The following is a 16,218-nucleotide window of genomic DNA, read 5'->3' on the forward strand; positions in this document are numbered from 1 at the left end:
CCCGGTGTGACAGGCGCGGGACTGGTTCGCGCCGCCTCATAATCCTATGGACCGGAGTATGAGCGCGCCCGTCCCGAACATCGGCATCCAGGCCGAACCCTTCGACACCGCCGCCGAGATCGCCCGGTTGAGCGCCGAACTCGGCGGACGGGCCGGCGCCGTCGTCACCTTCACGGGCCTGTGCCGCGACGAGGACGGGCGCTTGGCGGCCCTGGAACTCGAACATTATCCCGGCATGGCCGAGGCCGAGATTCTCCGGGTCGCCGAGGAGGCCGTGGCACGCTGGCCGCTCCAGGCCTTGCGCGTGATCCACCGCCACGGACGCGTGCGCCCGGGCGACGGCATCGTGCTGGTGGTGACCGCTTCGAGCCACCGGGTCGCCGCCTTCGAGGCAGCGAGCTTCCTGATGGATTACCTGAAGACCCGGGCACCGTTCTGGAAGCGCGAGCACCTCGCCGACGGCACCACAGGCGGCTGGGTCGAGGCGACGGCCCAGGATGATGCCGCGGCCGAACGCTGGACCTGAGGTGCTTACACGATCAGTGCGTTGAGCAGCACCGCGGCGACGGCTCCGACGGCTGAGATCCCCAGCAGGACCAAGCTGCTGAGCTGGTCCCCGTTGTCGACGCTCCGGCCTGGGCCGAGGGAACGGATCGGTGTCTCGCCGTAGGGGCTGCTCATCTCATCTCTCCTGGATGCGCCGGCGTCTTCGCGCCGGCCGTCGCGCGGGCCGTTAACGCGCGAACGGCTGACCGGTCCCCGGCGCCGCGCACAGGCGCATCAGCGGCCGCACTTGACCCAGGAGCACCCGCGGCGTTCGTGAGCCCGCGGCGCAGGAGTGATGATGTCGGACGGAAAGCCTCAGGATCTCGAAGGCCCGGTCGGGCCCTGGCGCGGCGCGGCACCGCTCGCGGCGTCGGGCATTGCGGTGGTCTGCTTCGTGGCGGCGCTGGCGCTGGCCTGGATGTCGGTGGGCACGCTCCTGCTCATCTTCGCCGGTGTCCTGCTCGGCGTGTTCCTGGACGGCCTGACGCGCGGGCTCGGCCACGTGCTGCCCCTGCCCCGGGCGCTCCGGCTGACGATCGCCAGCCTCGCGGTTGCCGCGGTGGCGATCGGGTTCGGAAGCTACGGCGGCGCCACCATCGTGCAGCAGGGGCGCGACCTCGGCACCACGATCAAGGATCAGGCCGGGACGGTGTCGGGCTGGCTGGCCGAGCGCGGAATCGAGGTGCCGAGCCTGGCGCCGCAGGGTGGCGGCAAGGACGGCTCGACGGATTCCGGCCAGAAGGAGGGCGGTCTCGCCGGCCTCGCGTCCGGTCTGCTCAAGGGCGGCGGCTCCTTCGTATCGGATGCCGGCAGCGTCCTCGGACCGGCGGCCGCCGTCATCCTCGGCCTGTTCGACGCTCTGGGCAACCTCCTGGTGATCGCCTTCCTGGGAATCGCCTTCGCGGCCGATCCGCGAGCCTACCGGGACGGCGTGGTCCGATTCATGCCGCCTAAGAAGCGCTGGCGGGCGGTCCAGGTCCTGGACGGGGCGGGCGAGACCCTGCGGCACTGGCTGTTCGGCCAGCTCATCATCATGACGGTGATCTTCGTGTGCACCTGGGCGGGCCTGGCCTTCCTGGGGATCGGCGGCGCGCTGATCCTGGGGCTTCAGGCGGGGCTGCTCGCCTTCGTGCCCACGGTGGGGCCCCTGGTGGCCGGCATCGTGATCATCCTGGCCGCGCTGGCCTCCGGCACCAAGGCGGTGATCGGCGCAGTCGGCGTGTACCTGGCGGTGCAGTGCCTGGAGAGCTACGGCCTGACGCCGTTCATCCAGAAGCGGGCCCTCGACATCCCGCCGGCCACGATCTTCGCCGGCCAGCTGATCCTCGGCGTCATCTTCGGGCTCTGGGGCATCGCCCTGGCCCTTCCGCTGATGGCGGTGATCAAGGTCCTGCTGGAGCAGCTCTACGTCGAGGATACCCTCCACGAGCAGCCGAGCACGTGACGAGGCTGCATAGCGAGCCCCTCACCCGCGCAGCGCCGCCTCGATCATGCGGGCCACGGCCAGCGCGCGTCCGTCGTCGCCGAAGCGGCCGATCACCTGCACGCCCACCGGAAGGCGGTGGCCGGGCACCGGCACGTTCACGCAGGGTACCCCCATCAGCGTCCAGAGCTGGTTGAAGCGTGGGTCGCCCGTGGAGTCCAGGGTCTCAGGGGCCGGACCCGGGGCCGAGAAGGTCAGGATCGCGTCGTAATCCGCGAACAGGCCCTTGAGCACCCGGCGGGCATGGTGGCCGTGGCGGCGGGCATCGTCGTACTGGGCCGGGCTGAGCGCGGCGCCCGCGTCGAGATGGTCCCGGACCCGCGGCGGCAGCGCGTCGCGCTGCGTGTCGTACTCCCAGGCGAGCGCCAGACGGCCCTCGTAGTTCTGGATGATGCGATGGCGCTCCCAGGCTGCAGCCAGTTCCGGAGGCAGCGCGAGGTCGCTGACTCGCGTGCCGGCCTGCTCGGCCGCCCGCCGCGCCCGCGCCAGGGCGGCCTCGGCCTCCGGCTCCGGCGGCCCGGCGAAGGCCTGCCGCACGAGGCCGATGCGGGGCGCGGAGCCGGCCTCGGCCCGCTCGATTTCCGGCCGGCCGGTCACCAGCGCCAGGGCGTGGGCGACGTCCGCGACGCCGGCGGCGAACAGCCCGACCGTGTCGAGCGCCCAGGAATAGGTCTTCACCCCGACCGTCGGGATCAGCCGGAAGGAGGGCTTCACCGCCGCACAACCGCAATAGCTCGCTGGCCGGATCACCGATCCCGCCGTCTGCGTGCCTAACGCCAGGGGCAGCATCCCGGCGCCGACCGCGGCGGCCGAGCCGGCCGAGGAGCCGCCCGGAGTGTGGCCGGGATCGTGCGGGTTCACGGTCGCGGTGGGATCGCTGCTGGCGAAGGCCGTCGTAGTCGTCTTGGCGAGCGCCACGGCGCCGAGGCTCTTCAGCCGGGACACCACGGCAGCGTCGCCGCGGGGATGCCAGTCCCGGTAGATCGACGAGCCCATCTGGGTTGGCAGGCCGGTGCTGTCGATGATGTCCTTCACGCCGACCGCGATCCCGGCGAGAGGCCCCGATTCGGGAATGGCCGGCGCCGCATCGACCGTGACCAGGGCGTGCAAGTCAGGCTCCCGCTCGGCGATCGCCACCCGGCACAGGTCGACTGCGCCCGCGGGCGTCAGGGTGCCGGCTTCGATGCGGGCGCGGAGATCGAGAAGCGAGAGCATAATGCATTCAGTCCGCGGGTCGGGCGGGTGTCAACCGAGGTGCCACAGGCCGCCGCATTCCCGAATCGCCGTTGACGAACGCTTTACGGGACCGTGCGCATCGTCCGGGCCATGTGGCGTGGCGTACCCCTGTTCTCGGCCCTGGCGCTGTTCGGCGCAGGGCTCACCGCGTGCTCGATCAACCATTTCGAGCGGCGCGAGCCGTGGCGTGATCAGGCGGAGCAGGTCTGCCTGGCCAAGAAGCTCGTGGAACCTTCCGAGTTCATCACGCCGATCGCCGCGATGGACGGGCCCGGCCCCTGCGGCATGCAGCAGCCCTTCCGGGTGACGCGCCTCGCCGGCGGCTCCGTCCTTCTGAAGCAGCGGATGACGCTGGGCTGCCCGGCGCTCGCCGAGGCTGAGGCTTGGCTCGCCGACACGATCCAGCCCGCCGCCAATCTCTATTTCGGCGTGCCGGTGGCCGAGATCAACGCCGGCTCCTATTCCTGCCGCGGGCGCAACAACCAGGCCGGCGCCAAGCTCTCCGAGCACGGCTTCGGCAACGCGGTCGACGTGATGTCGATCAAGCTCGCCGACGGCCACGTGATCACCGTCAAGGGTGGCTGGCGCGGGACCGAGGCTGAGCAGGGCTTCCTGCGCGAGATCTTCCTCGGCGCCTGCCAGCGCTTCACCACGGTGCTGGCGCCCGGCTCGAACGTGTTCCACTACGACCACATCCACGTCGATCTCGCCCGACACGATCCCCGCGGCCTGAAGCGGATCTGTCAGCCGCTGATCAAGTTCACGCCCCAGCTCGGGACCGGGGTCGAGCGGCCTCTGTCGCGTCCGGTGCCGCCCCCGCGGCAGCCGGCCGCCCCGCAATCCCCGGTGGATGTCGAGGAGGACGATCCCTACGGGCTGTCGCCGATGTCGAAGGCATCGGGCGCCACCCAGGTCGCCCGCGCCCCGGCCCGCGTTCCGGCGGCCTCGGCCTACACGTCCGCGCCTCCGGCCCGGCCCGCGCCGCGGGTCGCCGCTGCCGCCCCCGAGGAGCCCGCACAAGACTACGACGAGCCGCTCCAGCTCGGGGCACCGCCGAGCACCGGGCCGATCTACTGAGCGGCCGATCCCGGACGGTGCGCCGCCGCTTGGGCTGAGCCGGAAACTCCGGTGTAGCGGCCGCGCCGCACCTGCCGGTAAAGCGTCGTCCCCGGCGCGCCGGAACTTGACTGTCGGCGCGGCCAAGCCATCGTTCCGGGATGCCGGACCGTAAACCCTCCGAGGCACGCGCCATGCGCACGATCCTTAACGGCCTCGCCCTCGGGCTGGCCCTCCTCTCCCTGGCCCAGCCGGCGCTCGCCCGCTCGGCACGGGAGGACATCGAACCTGCCGAGGAGCGGGAATTCCCGTTCGACGCGCAGATCCCCGGCTGCCAGGACCCGTCGGTGCTGGAGCGGGTCTCCACCAACTTCGCCGAGAAGGAGGCGAAGTACTGGAATTCGTCGATGACGATCCTGTCCTTCGACACGATCGAGCGTACGGCTTGGCGGCCCTGGGGCCTCGACACGATTCCGCGCCGGTTCTGCACCGCGACCGTCACGACGTCGGACGGCGTGCGCCGGAAGGTCGATTACTCCGTGCGCGAGAGCCTCGGCATCATCGGCGCGACCTGGGGCGTGGAGTTCTGCGTCCATGGCCTCGACCGCGAGCTGGCCTTCGCCTACGCCACGGCCTGCCGGATGGCGCGTCCCTGAGGATGCGCGTCCGCGCCGCCTGTCTCGCGGGCCTTCTGCTCGCCGGGCCGGCCCTGGCCCAGGATTACGGCGGCTTCGCTCGCCGTGGATCGCCCGGCGATTTTGACTTCTACGTGCTCGCCCTCTCTTGGTCTCCCACCTATTGCGCGGGTTCGGGCGCAGGTCGAGACGATGTCCAGTGCGCCCCCGGCCGCGGCCTCGGCTTCGTCCTGCACGGGCTGTGGCCCCAATATGCGCGGGGCTACCCGGAGAATTGCTCGGCGGTAGCGCGCCAGCCCACACGGCAGGCGATGGAGGTGGCCGGGCAGGTCTATCCCAGCGAGGGTCTCGCCCGTTACGAGTGGCGCAAGCACGGCACCTGCTCGGGCCTCGACCCCGCGGCCTATTTCGCCGCCGCCCGCGAGGCCCGGCTGGCGGTGACGATCCCGGACGGCCTGAAGGGTGGCGGTCCGCCGCGGAGCCTGGCACCGATCGAGATCGCGCGGCAATTCGTGGCCGTCAATCGAGGCCTGCGCCCCGACATGATGTCGGTCACCTGCGCGCGGGGACAGCTGCAGGAGGTCCGGATCTGCTTCAGCAAGGATCTGCGCGGCTTCACCCCCTGCCCTGAGGTCGCGCGCGGCAATTGCCGGGCGCCGGAAGTCACTGTCGACGCGGCCCGCTGATTTTTTTCGCGGTTTTCGGCGCCCGACGCTGGACCTGGGACGTGGGATCCGCTTGAGGGCGAGCCCATGAATTACCGGCACGCCTTCCACGCGGGCAATCACGCCGACGTGCTCAAGCACCTCGTGCTGGCGCGGGTGCTCGCGTATCTGTCCCTCAAGGACAAGCCGTTCCGGGCGCTGGACGCCTTCGCGGGCCTCGGCGTCTATGATCTCGCCGCCGACGAGGCGGCCCGCACCGGCGAGTGGCGGGATGGCTGGGGCCGGATGGACGTCCCCTTCGCGCCGCCGGTCGAGGCGCTCCTCGCCCCCTATCGGGCGGTCGTGGCTGCGGTGCAGGCGCGCTACGGCGCCACCGCCTACCCCGGCTCGCCCGCGGTGATCCGCGCGGCTCTGCGCCCCGGCGACAAGGGCGTGTTCGTGGAACTCCATCCCGCGGACGCCGCGATCCTGCGGGAGCGCTATGAGCGCGACCCGCGCACCAAGGTTCTGAGCCTCGACGGCTGGACCGCGGTCAATGCCCAGATCCCGCCGCCCGAACGACGCGGCCTCGTGCTCATCGATCCCCCCTACGAGGTGCCCGGCGAGATCGAGCGCCTCGGCACCCATCTCGCCCGCGCGGTCGCAAAATGGCCGACCGGGATCTTCCTGGCCTGGTACCCGATCAAGGATGCCGCCGCCATCGACCTGATGGTGCGAGACCTCGATGCCGCCCTGCCCCGCCCGGCGCTGCGACTCGACCTGCTGATCGACCGGCCGGACGACCCCACGCGGCTGACCGGCAGCGGGCTCATCGTGGTGAATCCGCCCTGGCGCCTCGCCGAGGAGGCGATGCTGTTCTTGCCGGCTCTGGCCGAACGCTTGGCGCGCCATGAGTTCGGAGGATTTCGCTGCGATCCGATCGGCCCGAAAGCCTGACTCAGCAGCATTGAGCCGTCGTCGCGAAGCTGTTTCAGCGCCGCGGAGAGGCTGACGTCTGGGCCGCATCGCCGATTGTGGCCACAAAGTCACATTTCCCGGGCGAACGTCGCGGGCGATACGGAACTGCACAAAATTAGTGCAACTGCTTTATGTTTGATTTTGTGTCATTCGCCGCCCGATGTCAGCTTGGCCGTAGACGAACCCCAACGAGCTGCGATCCCCATGCTGAAGCGATCAACCCTGACCGGCCTCGCCGCTGTGATGCTGTCGTCGACCAGCATCCTTGCGGCCGATCTGGCGGCCCCGACCCCGGCTCCCGTGCCGCCCCCGCCCGAGCCGTGCAAGGCCACGCTCCTCGGCCCGACCTTCGGCGGGCTGATCAAGGCCAACCCGAACCCGACCTGCTTCTCGGCCGGTCCGCTCGGCGACCTCTATGTCGGCGGCGCCATCACCGGCTACGGCTATACGCAGACCAACCCGTTCGCGTCGTTCTCGACGCCGGCGGCGCCCAACGATCGGGATCGGTCCGCGCGGTTCGATTTCTCGAACATCCAGGGCATCATCCAGAAGCCCGAGGGCGCGTTCCAGTTCTACGTGCAGGCGGGCGGCTACTCGATCCCGCAGCTCGGCTTCCCGACCCTGGGGACGTTCACGCAGACGGACCTGCTGTTCGGCCCGGTGCCGGTCGCCTACGGCAAGATCCAGATCAATGATGAGTGGTCGGTCCAGGGCGGCCGGATGTTCACCCTCATCGGTACCGAGTTGCTGTTCACCTATCAGAACTTGAACATCAACCGCGGCCTCCTATTCGTGCAGGAGAACTTCATCAACCAGGGTGTGCAGCTCAATTACAGCAGCGGTCCGCTCTCGGTGTCCCTCGCCGGTACGGACGGCTTCTTCTCCAACGAGATCACGTGGTTTACCGGCAACGTCGCCTACAAGCTCGACGATTACAATACGATCGGAGTCAATGGCGGCCTCAACCTCGGCCACACCAACGCCTTCGCCCGGAGCCCGCGCTATCAGTTCGCCACGCCGGGTTTCCAGCAGAACAGCGGCATCTTCGACATCAACTACACTTACGCGAACGGGCCGTGGATCGTCTCGCCGTACTTCCAGTTCACGAACGTCGAGCGGGATCCGCGCGTCGGAATCCTCAATTCCGCCTCGACCTACGGCGGCGCGCTCCTGGCGGCCTACTCGTTCACGGACAATTTCTCCCTCGCAGGCCGCATCGAGTACACCGAACAGACGGGTGTCCGGGGTTCCGGAACGACGAACCTGCTCGGCTTCGGCGCCGGCAGCAACGCCTTCTCGGTCACTGTCACGCCGACCTTTACGTTCGACCGCTTCTTCTTCCGGGTCGAGTACGCCCATGTCGAACTCGGCGGAATCACCCGCGCCGCCGTCACCGATGAGGGACTGCTGATACCCGGCACGGGCTTCGGCCGGACCGGCAACCGCACGTCGCAGGACCGCTACATGGTCGAGACCGGCATCACCTTCTGATTCAACGATCCACGCCGGCATCCGCCCCGCGGTGCCGGAACAGGCTCCCGGACTCGCGTCCGGGGGTATTTGTTTGCGCGATCAATGGTGGCGAATTCTTTGCCGTGACATAAGGCATCTTGAGCGACCATTGTAAGGATTGTTGCGGTCTCGCGGGCGCGTTTATGGAAGACATAAGGCAGATGCGCACTGCGCTGGCGTCCCGGTTGCTGGGTTGAGCAACTTGCGAGTTCGTCACGGCAGCATGTAATTTCCCGTGCGTGCGACCCGCGATATCGAGAGTTCTTATGGTTCCGATCGAAAGTCTATCGGCGACCTTGAGAAGTGTCGCTGCGCGCGGCATGACGCCGAAGGCGTTGCGCGCTGCCGTTCGTGGGAAGCATCCTGAGGCCTCTAAGAAGGACGTGGTTCGCGCGGCCTCCTACGCGCTGACCGAGGCGCATGCGCAGGACAGCCCCAGGCTGAGCGCGCTCCTGACGAGCAGCCACCCGTGACCTTCAGCGCCCGGCGCGCCAAGAAGCGCTTCCGGTCGGCCGAGAGAGCCGACGCGGCAACCTGGGGAGCAGGGCCGAAGCCGCCCCCGTCCATCGACGCGGAGGGGGCGGATCAGGCTCCGTCCCGTTGGAGCAGGCGTCGCCCGGGGCGGTGACCCTCTTCTCCGGTATCGCGGAAGCCCAGCTTCTGCAGGAGACCCCAGGAGGCGACGTTGGCCGGGCGGCATTCCGCCACGATGGTGCGCGCCGGGAAGCGCCGGCCGAGGAGCGCGACGATGGCCGAGACCGCCTCGTAGGCGAAGCCGCGCCCCCGGGCTGCGCCGCCGATCCAGTAGCCGATCTCGATGACTCCGGCCCCACGGAGATGCGTCCCCACGACCCCGACGAGTTCGCGGCCATGCTGATCCGGCAAGGACTGGAGGGAGCCACCTGTCGCAGCGCCGTCCGCGTCGCGCGTCCAGGCGCCCAGAAAGCGATCCTGACCCCGCGCGCCGCTGCGGATCAGATCCTCGGCATCCTGCAGCGTGAACGGTGTCGGCAAAAAGTCGACCGCCGCGGTGATGGCCGGGTCATCCGTGAGCCGGCGCAGGGCCTGTGCATCCTCCGGCTGCAGGGCGGCGATCGAGAGGCGCGCGGTCTCGATCCCGGGCAGGTCGGCGAGGGTGTCGCGTGCGGCGCGGATGGTAAACATCCGTCCGATGTGGGGTGCCGGCCGGGGCGGAAAAGGCACGTTCCCGTCCCCCTGGATCATCCATATAACCGCGCGAATATCCCGAAACGCCTTCGCGTCAGGATCGCAGACATGCGTCGTGGGAACGGTTGCTTAACCTGAATCCGTCTTCATTGGGGCATCAAGTTGCGTCAGGCAAACGGGTGCGTCGATGCGGGTGCGCGGTACAGGTCGGATGTTGCGGACGCTGTCGCGCGTCGCCCTCATCGGCATCATCGGCGGAGGGGCCGCCGCCTGTTCCTCGGACGCATCGCGGCTGAGCAACCCGTTCTCGAACCCGTTCGACTCGGAGCCCGCCGCGACCGGCAGCCTCCCGGACGGTAGCCTCAAGCCCGCCCCCGCGATCCGCACCGGCCGCATCCAGTCAGAGGCGCTGAGCCCGCCCTCGACCCCGCGCCCGGCCGCCGCGGCGAACCCCGCCCCGACTCACGCCGCCGCCCCTGCGACCCGTGTCGCTTCGACCGGAGCGGTCGGCTGGAGCGCCCAGGGCGGTACCCAGATCACGGTGTCGCAGAACGACAGTCTCAACCAGATGTCCACACGGTTCGGCGTTCCTGCTTCGGCGATCCTGTCGGCCAACGGCCTGACCAGCGCGAGCCAGATCACCCCGGGCCGTCAGATCGTGATCCCGGTCTACAACGCCTCCGGCATGAATCCGGCTGCCGCGCCGATGACCGCCCGCCCTGCCCGGGCGGCCGAGGAGAAGCGCGAGGACGCCAAGCAGGTCGAGGCCAAGATCGCCGCGAAGCGCGAGGAGGCCAAGGAAGCCGCCAAGCGTGAGGAGGCCGCCAAGCGCGCGGCCGCCGACAAGGAGGCGGAGCGCAAGGAAGCGCTCGCCCGGGATGCCGCCGCGCGCAAGGCTGCCGACGCGAAGGCTCACAAGGAGGCTTCGGTGAAGGATAGCGACAAGCCGCGGCACGTGCGTCCCGGACAAATCGCCAAGGCCGAGGTGAAGAATGCCGAGGTGAAGAAGGTCGAGGAGAAGAAGGCCGATCCCAAGGCCGAGGCCAAGGCGAAGGCCGAGGCCAAGGCCATGGAAGCCAAGGCCGAGACGAAGGCCGCCGCGAAGGCGGAGGCTGCCCAGAAGCTCGCCGAGGCGAAGGCCGCCAAGGAGGCTGCGCAGAAGGCCGCCGCCGCCGAGAAGGCCGAGAAGGTCGCCGCCAAGGAGACGCCGAAGCCGGTCGCTGCCGCTGCGCCCGCAGCTCCGGCCAAGCCCGAGCCCGCCGCCACCGGCTCGGTTGCGGAGGCCGCGGCCTCGGAGAGCTTTCGCTGGCCCGCCAAGGGCCGGGTGATCTCGGGCTACGGCAGCTCCGGTAACGAGGGCATCAACATCGCTGTGCCGGAGGGCACGCCGGTCAAGGCCGCCGAGGAGGGCACGGTCGCCTATGCCGGCTCGGACGTGAAGGGCTACGGTAAGCTCGTTCTGGTGCGCCACGCCAACGGCTACGTCTCGGCCTACGCCCACAATGGTGAGATCGACGTGAAGCCCGGCGACAAGGTCAAGCGCGGCCAAGTAATCGCCAAGTCGGGCGCCTCGGGCAACGTCACCTCGCCGCAGCTGCACTTCGAGATCCGCAAGGGCGGCGCGCCCGTTGATCCGATGTCCCAGCTCGCCAGCAACTGAGCGGCGCCTTCCCGTTCGATACGATCGGCGGCGGCCCCGGGAGGGGCCGCCGTTTCCGTTGGCGAGGGGCCGCCCGGGCTGCTCCTCGACGGCCGGGAAGTTCATGCGATGATGGAGATTTGGAGTGCCCTGCCGTTCCTGACGAGGATCGGCGCGCGCTAAGCGCGGGGCTCCTGCAGCGTGCCGTCGGGGCTGTAGTGATCCACTGCCTCGGGCAGCGCCTTGGCCAGGGTCGGAAACAGCTGATCCATAGGGACGCCGAGCTTCTGCGCCATCTGGCGCACCTGCTCGTTGTCCAGCACCTTGCGCAGGTCCTCCGCGGTGATCGGCTCGTTGGGGCCGCGGCCCAGCCAGGAATTCACCTGGCTCTCGTAGCCGGAGCGGCGGAGCTGATCGAGCAACGCGTTGAGGCCGCCCGGCAGGACCTGCTGGAGGATTCCGGGTAGCGCCTTGAGCGCCATCTGCTCCAGGGAGCCGCCAAGGGTGCTGAAGAGGCTCATGGGATTCTCCCGTCGGTCAATCCGTCCGCCGGAAGTCTAAGGCCCGATCCGGCGACAAGGGAATGCGCCGGCCGGTGCTGCCGGCGGATCAGCGCACCTGGGTACTGAAGTTCGGCTGCGGCTTGAGACGGCCATCCTGGCTCTCCTGCGCCACCGCGGCGGGGAGGAACTCGGATAACGCGGTCGCCACACGCCCTTCCGGTATGCCGAGATCATAGGCGAGCCGCTCGGTCACCGCATCGGGCAGGCAGGCCGCGATGGCGCCGGCGGGAACGGTCTGCCGCTCGCCGGCCGCGAGCCAGGATTCGACGGCCGGACCGTGGCCCGCTTCGCGGAGGCGGCCGAGGAAGGCGGCGAGGCCGCCGGGATAGAACTTGGCCATAGACATGGCGAGCTTGCCGCTGCCGGTATCCTCCAGGGCCCGGTCGGCCGCCGCGACCACGTCGCCGATCAGCGCCTTTGCATCGTCGATCAGACCCATCGATGTCCACCTCCGCATTCCGTGGCCGTGTGCGAAGTTCGGGCGCGGCCGGGGGGGCGGCAAGCACGTGCGGCAATTGCGCGTGGATCGGCTAGGCTGGCCGCTGCGGAGTCGCAGGAGCCGTCCATGAAGAGCGTGCGCGCCGGAATGTTGGAGGTGGCCTACCTTGAGGCGGGACCGGCGGACGGCCCGCCGGCGGTGCTGCTCCACGGCTTCCCGTACGATGTCCGCGCCTGCCACGCGGCGGCCGAGCGGCTGGCGGGCGCCGGGGTGCGCTGCCTGATCCCGTATCTGCGCGGCTACGGGCCGACGCGGTTCCTCGACAGCGCTACGCCGCGCTCCGGGGAGCAGGCGGCGCTCGGGGCCGATCTCCTCGCTTTCCTGGATGCGCTCCGGATCGAACGCGCCGTGCTCGCCGGCTACGACTGGGGCGGCCGGGCGGCCTGCGTGGTCTCGGCCCTCTGGCCGGAGCGGGCTCAAGGGCTCGTGAGCTGCGGGGTCGGTTACAACATCCAGAACATCCCCGCATCCGGGCAGCCTGCCGTGCCCGAGGTCGAGCACCGACTCTGGTATCAGTACTATCTCCACGGCGAGCGCGGTCGCGCCGGTCTCTCCGCCGACCGCAACGCGTTCTGCCGTCTGCTCTGGCAGCTCTGGTCACCGACCTGGGCATTCGACGCGGCCACGTTCGACGAGACCGCGCGAGCCTTCGACAATCCCGACTTCGTCGACGTGGTGGTGCATTCCTACCGCCACCGCTTCGGCCTCGTGCCGGGCGACCCGACGCTCGTCGCGATCGAGGCGCGGCTGGCGGCCCAGCCGGAGATCGGGGTACCGACCATCGTATTGCTGGGCGCCGACGACGGCGTCGGGCCGCCGCCCCAAGCCGATGTTGACGCACACCACTTCACGGGCCCGTACCGGCGTGAGATCGTCGCGGGGGTGGGCCACAACTTTCCCCAGGAGGCGCCGGACGCCTTCGCGGAGGCGGTCCGCGCCCTGCTGTGACGACTCCGTGGGTGCGCGTCGCTTCGGCGTTGCTTTCGGGAAGCCCCTGGCTATAGTCCGCGCGCTTTTCGTCAGGTCTGCACGCGCCGAGAACCGGCGGCAGGCCCGCGTGCCAATCGCAGGAGACGCTCGTTGATCACCCCCGCCTTCGCGCAAGGGGCCGGTACGGCCGCTGGCGGAGCGGAGATCGCCTTTCAGGTGATCCCGTTCGTCCTGATCTTCGTGATCATGTACTTCCTGATCCTGCGGCCGCAGCAAAAGCGGGTCAAGGACCACCAGGCGCTGCTGAAGTCCGTGCGCCGGGACGACACGATCGTCACCAATGGCGGCTTGGTCGGGCGCGTGGTCAAGGCGGCGGACGACGCGGCCGAGATCGAGGTGGAGATCGCCCCGAACGTCCGCGTCCGGGTGGTCCGGTCGATGATCTCCGAGGTCCGTGCCAAGGGCTCGGTCAAGGCCGCCTGAACTTTCGTTTGAACCGGCCGGCGTAGCGCGCCGGCCCACCAGAGAAAAAAGACAGCCGATGCTGCGCTTCTCCCGTGCGAAGATCATCGCGACGCTGGGTCTGATCCTGGTCGGCCTGATGCTCGCGGTGCCGAGCTTCTTCTCGCCGGAGCAGCGCAAGGGCTTCGTCGCCAGCCTGCCCTCGTGGTTCCCGAGCTGGGTGGTGCCGACCCGCGCCATCGTGCTCGGCCTCGACCTCCAGGGTGGGTCGCAGCTTCTGCTCGAAGTCGATCAGAATGAGCTGATCGCCTCCCAGGCCAAGGCCCTGCGCGACGACGTGCGCCGCGTGCTCCAGCAGGAGAACGTCCGCGCCGATGGCGGCATCGGCCTGCTCCAGCGCGGCGTCCAGGTGAAGGTGGCCGACGACGCGGCTCGGGCGAAAGTCCTGCCGAAGCTTCAGGAATTGTCGCAGCCGATCACCACCTCGCTCGGCCAGACCGCCGCCCGCACCCTCGATATTTCCGAGCAGCCCGGCGGCGTGATCCGCCTGACGCTCACCGACGCCGGCATCACCGACCGCACCCGCCGGGCCGTGAGCCAGGGCATCGAGGTCATCCGCCGCCGTCTCGACTCCACCGGCACCACGGAGCCCTCGATCCAGCAGCAGGGTGCCGACCGGATCCTGATCCAGGTGCCGGGCGAGCAGAATCCCGAGCGGCTTGAGAAGCTTCTCGGCTCCACCGCCAAGCTCGAGTTCCGCATGCTCGCCGACAGTCCCTCGGGCGACGTCGACATGCTGCCCTCGAAGGACGAGAAGGGTGCCAAGGTTCCGGTCGAGCGCCGGGTCATGGCCGATGGCGGCGAGCTGACCGATGCGCAGCCCGCCTTCGACCAGCAGACCCACGAGCCGATGGTGAGCTTCAAGTTCAACCTGCGCGGCGCGCAGCGCTTCGGTCAGGCGACCTCGGAGAACGTCGGCCGGCGCATGGCGATCGTGCTTGACAACGAGGTGGTCTCGGCGCCCGTGATCCGCTCGGCAATCACCGGCGGCTCGGGCCAGATCACCGGCAACTTCACGGTCCAGCAGGCCAACGACCTCGCGGTGCTGCTGCGGGCGGGCGCGCTGCCGGCGAAATTCACCGTTGTCGAGCGCCGCGTCGTCGGTCCGGGTCTCGGCCGCGACTCTATCGAGGCCGGCAAGCTCGCGACCCTGGTCGCGGCGGGGCTCGTGGTCTGCTTCATGTTCGCGACCTACGGGACGTTCGGCTTCATCGCCAACATCGCCCTCATGGTCCACGTCGGTCTGATCCTGGGCCTGATGTCGGTGCTCGAGGCGACCATGACGCTTCCGGGCATCGCCGGCATCGTGCTCACCATCGGCACGGCGGTGGATTCCAACGTGCTGATCTACGAGCGCATGCGCGAGGAGCAGAGGGCCGGCCGCTCGCTGATCTCGGCGCTGCAGGCGGGCTTCGACCGGGCGTTCGCCACCATCATCGACTCGAACTCGACCATGGCGATTGCCGCCCTGATCCTGTTCTTCCTCGGCTCGGGCCCGGTGAAGGGGTTCGCCGTGGTCTTCATCCTCGGCATCCTCACCACGGTGATCACCGCGGTGACGCTGACCCGGATGATGATCGCGGTGTGGTACAAGACCTTCCGTCCGAAGGCCCTGCCGTTCTGATTGTTTGGAGGGTCGACGAAGGAAGCGCGGGCGGCGCGACGGACCCCCTCTCCCGTGCGGGAGAGGGTTGGGGTGAGAGACCAGAAGTCTCAGGATCAGGCACGGGATGGATGCGCCGACGCGGCGCGCTTCATTCTGAAAGTTCTCGACCCTCACCCTGTCCCTCTCCCGCACGGGAGAGGGGACCCGCGCCCCGGCTTCTTGCGTCGCGGCTCCCGTAGAAGAGACACGACCATGCGCCTGCTTCGCCTCTGGCCCGATGAATCGCACTTCGACTTCATGCGATTCCGGCGCTTCTCCTTCCCGCTCTCGGCGCTGCTGTCGCTCGCGACCGTGGCGCTGTTCCTGACGATCGGGCTGAACTTCGGCATCGACTTCAAGGGCGGCACCCTTGTGGAGTTGCAGGCGAAGAACGGCGCGGCGGATGTCGCGGCGATCCGGCACACGGCCGCTGGCTTCGGCTTCGGCGAGCCGGAGGTGCAGGAACTCGGCAACCAGGGCACCGTGCTAGTACGCCTGCCGCTCCAGCCCGGCGAGCAAGGCCAGACCGCCGTGATGAACAAGGCGCATGCCGCCTTCGACAAGGATTACGACTTCCGTCGCACCGAAACGGTCGGCCCGCGCGTCTCGGGCGAACTCGTCCAGTCTGGGACGCTGGGCGTCGTGCTCTCGGTCGTGGCGGTGCTGCTCTACCTGTGGTTCCGGTTCGAGCGGGAACTGGCGCTCGGCGCCATCGTGGGCACGCTCCACGACATCGTGCTCACCGTGGGCGTGTTCATCATCACCCGGATCGAGTTCAACATGACCTCGATCGCCGCGATCCTGACCATCGTCGGCTACTCGCTCAACGAGACGGTGGTGGTGTTCGACCGCACCCGCGAGCTGATGCGCCGCTACAAGACCATCCCCACCGTCGACCTGCTCAACCTGTCGATCAACTCGACCATGTCGCGCACGGTGATGACATCGATCTCGTCGTCCCTGTCGCTGCTGGCGCTGGTCCTGTTCGGGGGCGAGGCGATCAAGGGGTTCGCCGTCGTGATGCTCTGCGGCGTTCTGATCTGCACCTACTCGGCGATCTTCATCTCCACGCCGGTGTTGATCTATCTGGGGCTGATGCTCTCGGGCGCCCGCGCGGCGGCCGAGCGCTCTGGCGTTCCTCAGGCGGCGGAGTAATTTTTTCG

The 16,218-nt window shown here is 69.2% G+C and carries 17 protein-coding genes; 12 read left to right on the top strand and 5 right to left on the bottom strand.

Annotated features, from left to right (window positions below):
• Window positions 1-58: 58 nt before the first annotated feature.
• Window positions 59-526, top strand: a complete 468-nt coding sequence (locus ACYCO6_RS20850; protein WP_459762854.1) for a molybdenum cofactor biosynthesis protein MoaE — start codon at window positions 59-61, stop codon at window positions 524-526.
• 5 nt (window positions 527-531) lie between these two features.
• Here ACYCO6_RS20850 and ACYCO6_RS20855 read toward each other — a convergent pair whose 3' ends face one another.
• Entirely contained in the window at window positions 532-681 is a 150-nt protein-coding gene (locus ACYCO6_RS20855; protein ID WP_459762856.1) for a hypothetical protein, read from the bottom strand.
• Window positions 682-844: 163 nt separating this feature from the next.
• Here ACYCO6_RS20855 and ACYCO6_RS20860 point away from each other — a divergent pair, with 163 nt between their 5' ends.
• On the top strand, window positions 845-1,990 hold the full coding sequence (locus ACYCO6_RS20860; RefSeq protein WP_459773639.1) for an AI-2E family transporter: 1,146 nt from the start codon (window positions 845-847) through the stop codon (window positions 1,988-1,990).
• Between the two features lie 21 nt (window positions 1,991-2,011).
• Here ACYCO6_RS20860 and ACYCO6_RS20865 read toward each other — a convergent pair whose 3' ends face one another.
• The gene (locus tag ACYCO6_RS20865) at window positions 2,012-3,244 is read right to left on the bottom strand and encodes an amidase (RefSeq protein WP_459762858.1); all 1,233 of its coding nucleotides are present in this window, start codon (window positions 3,242-3,244) and stop codon (window positions 2,012-2,014) included.
• 111 nt (window positions 3,245-3,355) lie between these two features.
• Between ACYCO6_RS20865 and ACYCO6_RS20870 the strand changes: the two genes are divergently transcribed.
• From ACYCO6_RS20870 to ACYCO6_RS20890, 5 genes are all read left to right on the top strand, one after another.
• The gene (locus tag ACYCO6_RS20870) at window positions 3,356-4,342 is read left to right on the top strand and encodes an extensin-like domain-containing protein (protein ID WP_459773640.1); all 987 of its coding nucleotides are present in this window, start codon (window positions 3,356-3,358) and stop codon (window positions 4,340-4,342) included.
• 173 nt (window positions 4,343-4,515) lie between these two features.
• Window positions 4,516-4,977, top strand: a complete 462-nt coding sequence (locus tag ACYCO6_RS20875; RefSeq protein ID WP_459762860.1) for a hypothetical protein — start codon at window positions 4,516-4,518, stop codon at window positions 4,975-4,977.
• Window positions 4,978-4,979: 2 nt separating this feature from the next.
• On the top strand, window positions 4,980-5,642 hold the full coding sequence (locus ACYCO6_RS20880; protein WP_459762862.1) for a ribonuclease T2 family protein: 663 nt from the start codon (window positions 4,980-4,982) through the stop codon (window positions 5,640-5,642).
• A 66-nt stretch (window positions 5,643-5,708) separates the two neighbouring features.
• Entirely contained in the window at window positions 5,709-6,557 is an 849-nt protein-coding gene (locus tag ACYCO6_RS20885) for a 23S rRNA (adenine(2030)-N(6))-methyltransferase RlmJ (RefSeq protein WP_459762864.1), read from the top strand.
• 225 nt (window positions 6,558-6,782) lie between these two features.
• Complete coding sequence (locus tag ACYCO6_RS20890; protein ID WP_459762866.1) at window positions 6,783-8,069, top strand: outer membrane beta-barrel protein; 1,287 nt, start codon at window positions 6,783-6,785, stop codon at window positions 8,067-8,069.
• Window positions 8,070-8,675: 606 nt separating this feature from the next.
• Here the strand turns inward: ACYCO6_RS20890 and ACYCO6_RS20895 are convergent.
• Window positions 8,676-9,254, bottom strand: coding sequence for a GNAT family N-acetyltransferase (locus tag ACYCO6_RS20895; RefSeq protein ID WP_459762868.1), 579 nt, complete (start codon window positions 9,252-9,254; stop codon window positions 8,676-8,678).
• Window positions 9,255-9,444: 190 nt separating this feature from the next.
• Here ACYCO6_RS20895 and ACYCO6_RS20900 point away from each other — a divergent pair, with 190 nt between their 5' ends.
• Entirely contained in the window at window positions 9,445-10,917 is a 1,473-nt protein-coding gene (locus ACYCO6_RS20900; protein WP_459762870.1) for a peptidoglycan DD-metalloendopeptidase family protein, read from the top strand.
• A gap of 158 nt (window positions 10,918-11,075) precedes the next feature.
• On the opposite strand, the gene ACYCO6_RS20905 is transcribed toward ACYCO6_RS20900, so the two are convergent.
• A complete protein-coding gene (locus ACYCO6_RS20905) occupies window positions 11,076-11,417 on the bottom strand; it encodes a YidB family protein (protein ID WP_459762872.1) in 342 nt (113 codons plus the stop codon).
• Between the two features lie 88 nt (window positions 11,418-11,505).
• Window positions 11,506-11,898, bottom strand: a complete 393-nt coding sequence (locus tag ACYCO6_RS20910) for a YidB family protein (protein WP_459762874.1) — start codon at window positions 11,896-11,898, stop codon at window positions 11,506-11,508.
• A 126-nt stretch (window positions 11,899-12,024) separates the two neighbouring features.
• On the opposite strand from ACYCO6_RS20910, the gene ACYCO6_RS20915 reads away from it, so the two are divergent.
• The 4 genes from ACYCO6_RS20915 to secF all read left to right on the top strand — a co-directional run bounded on the left by ACYCO6_RS20915 (window position 12,025) and on the right by secF (window position 16,210).
• Complete coding sequence (locus ACYCO6_RS20915) at window positions 12,025-12,906, top strand: alpha/beta fold hydrolase (protein ID WP_459762876.1); 882 nt, start codon at window positions 12,025-12,027, stop codon at window positions 12,904-12,906.
• A 132-nt stretch (window positions 12,907-13,038) separates the two neighbouring features.
• Window positions 13,039-13,371: a preprotein translocase subunit YajC gene (gene yajC, locus ACYCO6_RS20920; protein ID WP_459762878.1), complete on the top strand. Its 333-nt coding sequence runs from the start codon at window positions 13,039-13,041 to the stop codon at window positions 13,369-13,371.
• A gap of 58 nt (window positions 13,372-13,429) precedes the next feature.
• Entirely contained in the window at window positions 13,430-15,034 is a 1,605-nt protein-coding gene (gene secD / locus ACYCO6_RS20925; RefSeq protein WP_459762880.1) for a protein translocase subunit SecD, read from the top strand.
• Between the two features lie 234 nt (window positions 15,035-15,268).
• Window positions 15,269-16,210 (top strand): protein translocase subunit SecF, encoded by a 942-nt coding sequence (gene secF, locus ACYCO6_RS20930; protein WP_459762882.1) that lies wholly within the window; start codon window positions 15,269-15,271, stop codon window positions 16,208-16,210.
• Window positions 16,211-16,218: the final 8 nt, after the last annotated feature.

The organism is Methylobacterium sp. CM6257, from assembly GCF_054611515.1.

What these genes read in the sequence shown, in the direction of transcription:
- ACYCO6_RS20850 (WP_459762854.1), top strand. Translation starts at nt 59, where the DNA reads ATGAGCGCGCCCGTCCCGAACATCGGCATCCAGGCCGAACCCTTCGAC.
- ACYCO6_RS20855 (WP_459762856.1), bottom strand. Translation starts at nt 681, where the DNA reads ATGAGCAGCCCCTACGGCGAGACACCGATCCGTTCCCTCGGCCCAGGC.
- ACYCO6_RS20860 (WP_459773639.1), top strand. Translation starts at nt 845, where the DNA reads ATGTCGGACGGAAAGCCTCAGGATCTCGAAGGCCCGGTCGGGCCCTGG.
- ACYCO6_RS20865 (WP_459762858.1), bottom strand. Translation starts at nt 3,244, where the DNA reads ATGCTCTCGCTTCTCGATCTCCGCGCCCGCATCGAAGCCGGCACCCTG.
- ACYCO6_RS20870 (WP_459773640.1), top strand. Translation starts at nt 3,356, where the DNA reads ATGTGGCGTGGCGTACCCCTGTTCTCGGCCCTGGCGCTGTTCGGCGCA.
- ACYCO6_RS20875 (WP_459762860.1), top strand. Translation starts at nt 4,516, where the DNA reads ATGCGCACGATCCTTAACGGCCTCGCCCTCGGGCTGGCCCTCCTCTCC.
- ACYCO6_RS20880 (WP_459762862.1), top strand. Translation starts at nt 4,980, where the DNA reads ATGCGCGTCCGCGCCGCCTGTCTCGCGGGCCTTCTGCTCGCCGGGCCG.
- ACYCO6_RS20885 (WP_459762864.1), top strand. Translation starts at nt 5,709, where the DNA reads ATGAATTACCGGCACGCCTTCCACGCGGGCAATCACGCCGACGTGCTC.
- ACYCO6_RS20890 (WP_459762866.1), top strand. Translation starts at nt 6,783, where the DNA reads ATGCTGAAGCGATCAACCCTGACCGGCCTCGCCGCTGTGATGCTGTCG.
- ACYCO6_RS20895 (WP_459762868.1), bottom strand. Translation starts at nt 9,254, where the DNA reads ATGTTTACCATCCGCGCCGCACGCGACACCCTCGCCGACCTGCCCGGG.
- ACYCO6_RS20900 (WP_459762870.1), top strand. Translation starts at nt 9,445, where the DNA reads ATGCGGGTGCGCGGTACAGGTCGGATGTTGCGGACGCTGTCGCGCGTC.
- ACYCO6_RS20905 (WP_459762872.1), bottom strand. Translation starts at nt 11,417, where the DNA reads ATGAGCCTCTTCAGCACCCTTGGCGGCTCCCTGGAGCAGATGGCGCTC.
- ACYCO6_RS20910 (WP_459762874.1), bottom strand. Translation starts at nt 11,898, where the DNA reads ATGGGTCTGATCGACGATGCAAAGGCGCTGATCGGCGACGTGGTCGCG.
- ACYCO6_RS20915 (WP_459762876.1), top strand. Translation starts at nt 12,025, where the DNA reads ATGAAGAGCGTGCGCGCCGGAATGTTGGAGGTGGCCTACCTTGAGGCG.
- secD (WP_459762880.1), top strand. Translation starts at nt 13,430, where the DNA reads ATGCTGCGCTTCTCCCGTGCGAAGATCATCGCGACGCTGGGTCTGATC.
- secF (WP_459762882.1), top strand. Translation starts at nt 15,269, where the DNA reads ATGCGCCTGCTTCGCCTCTGGCCCGATGAATCGCACTTCGACTTCATG.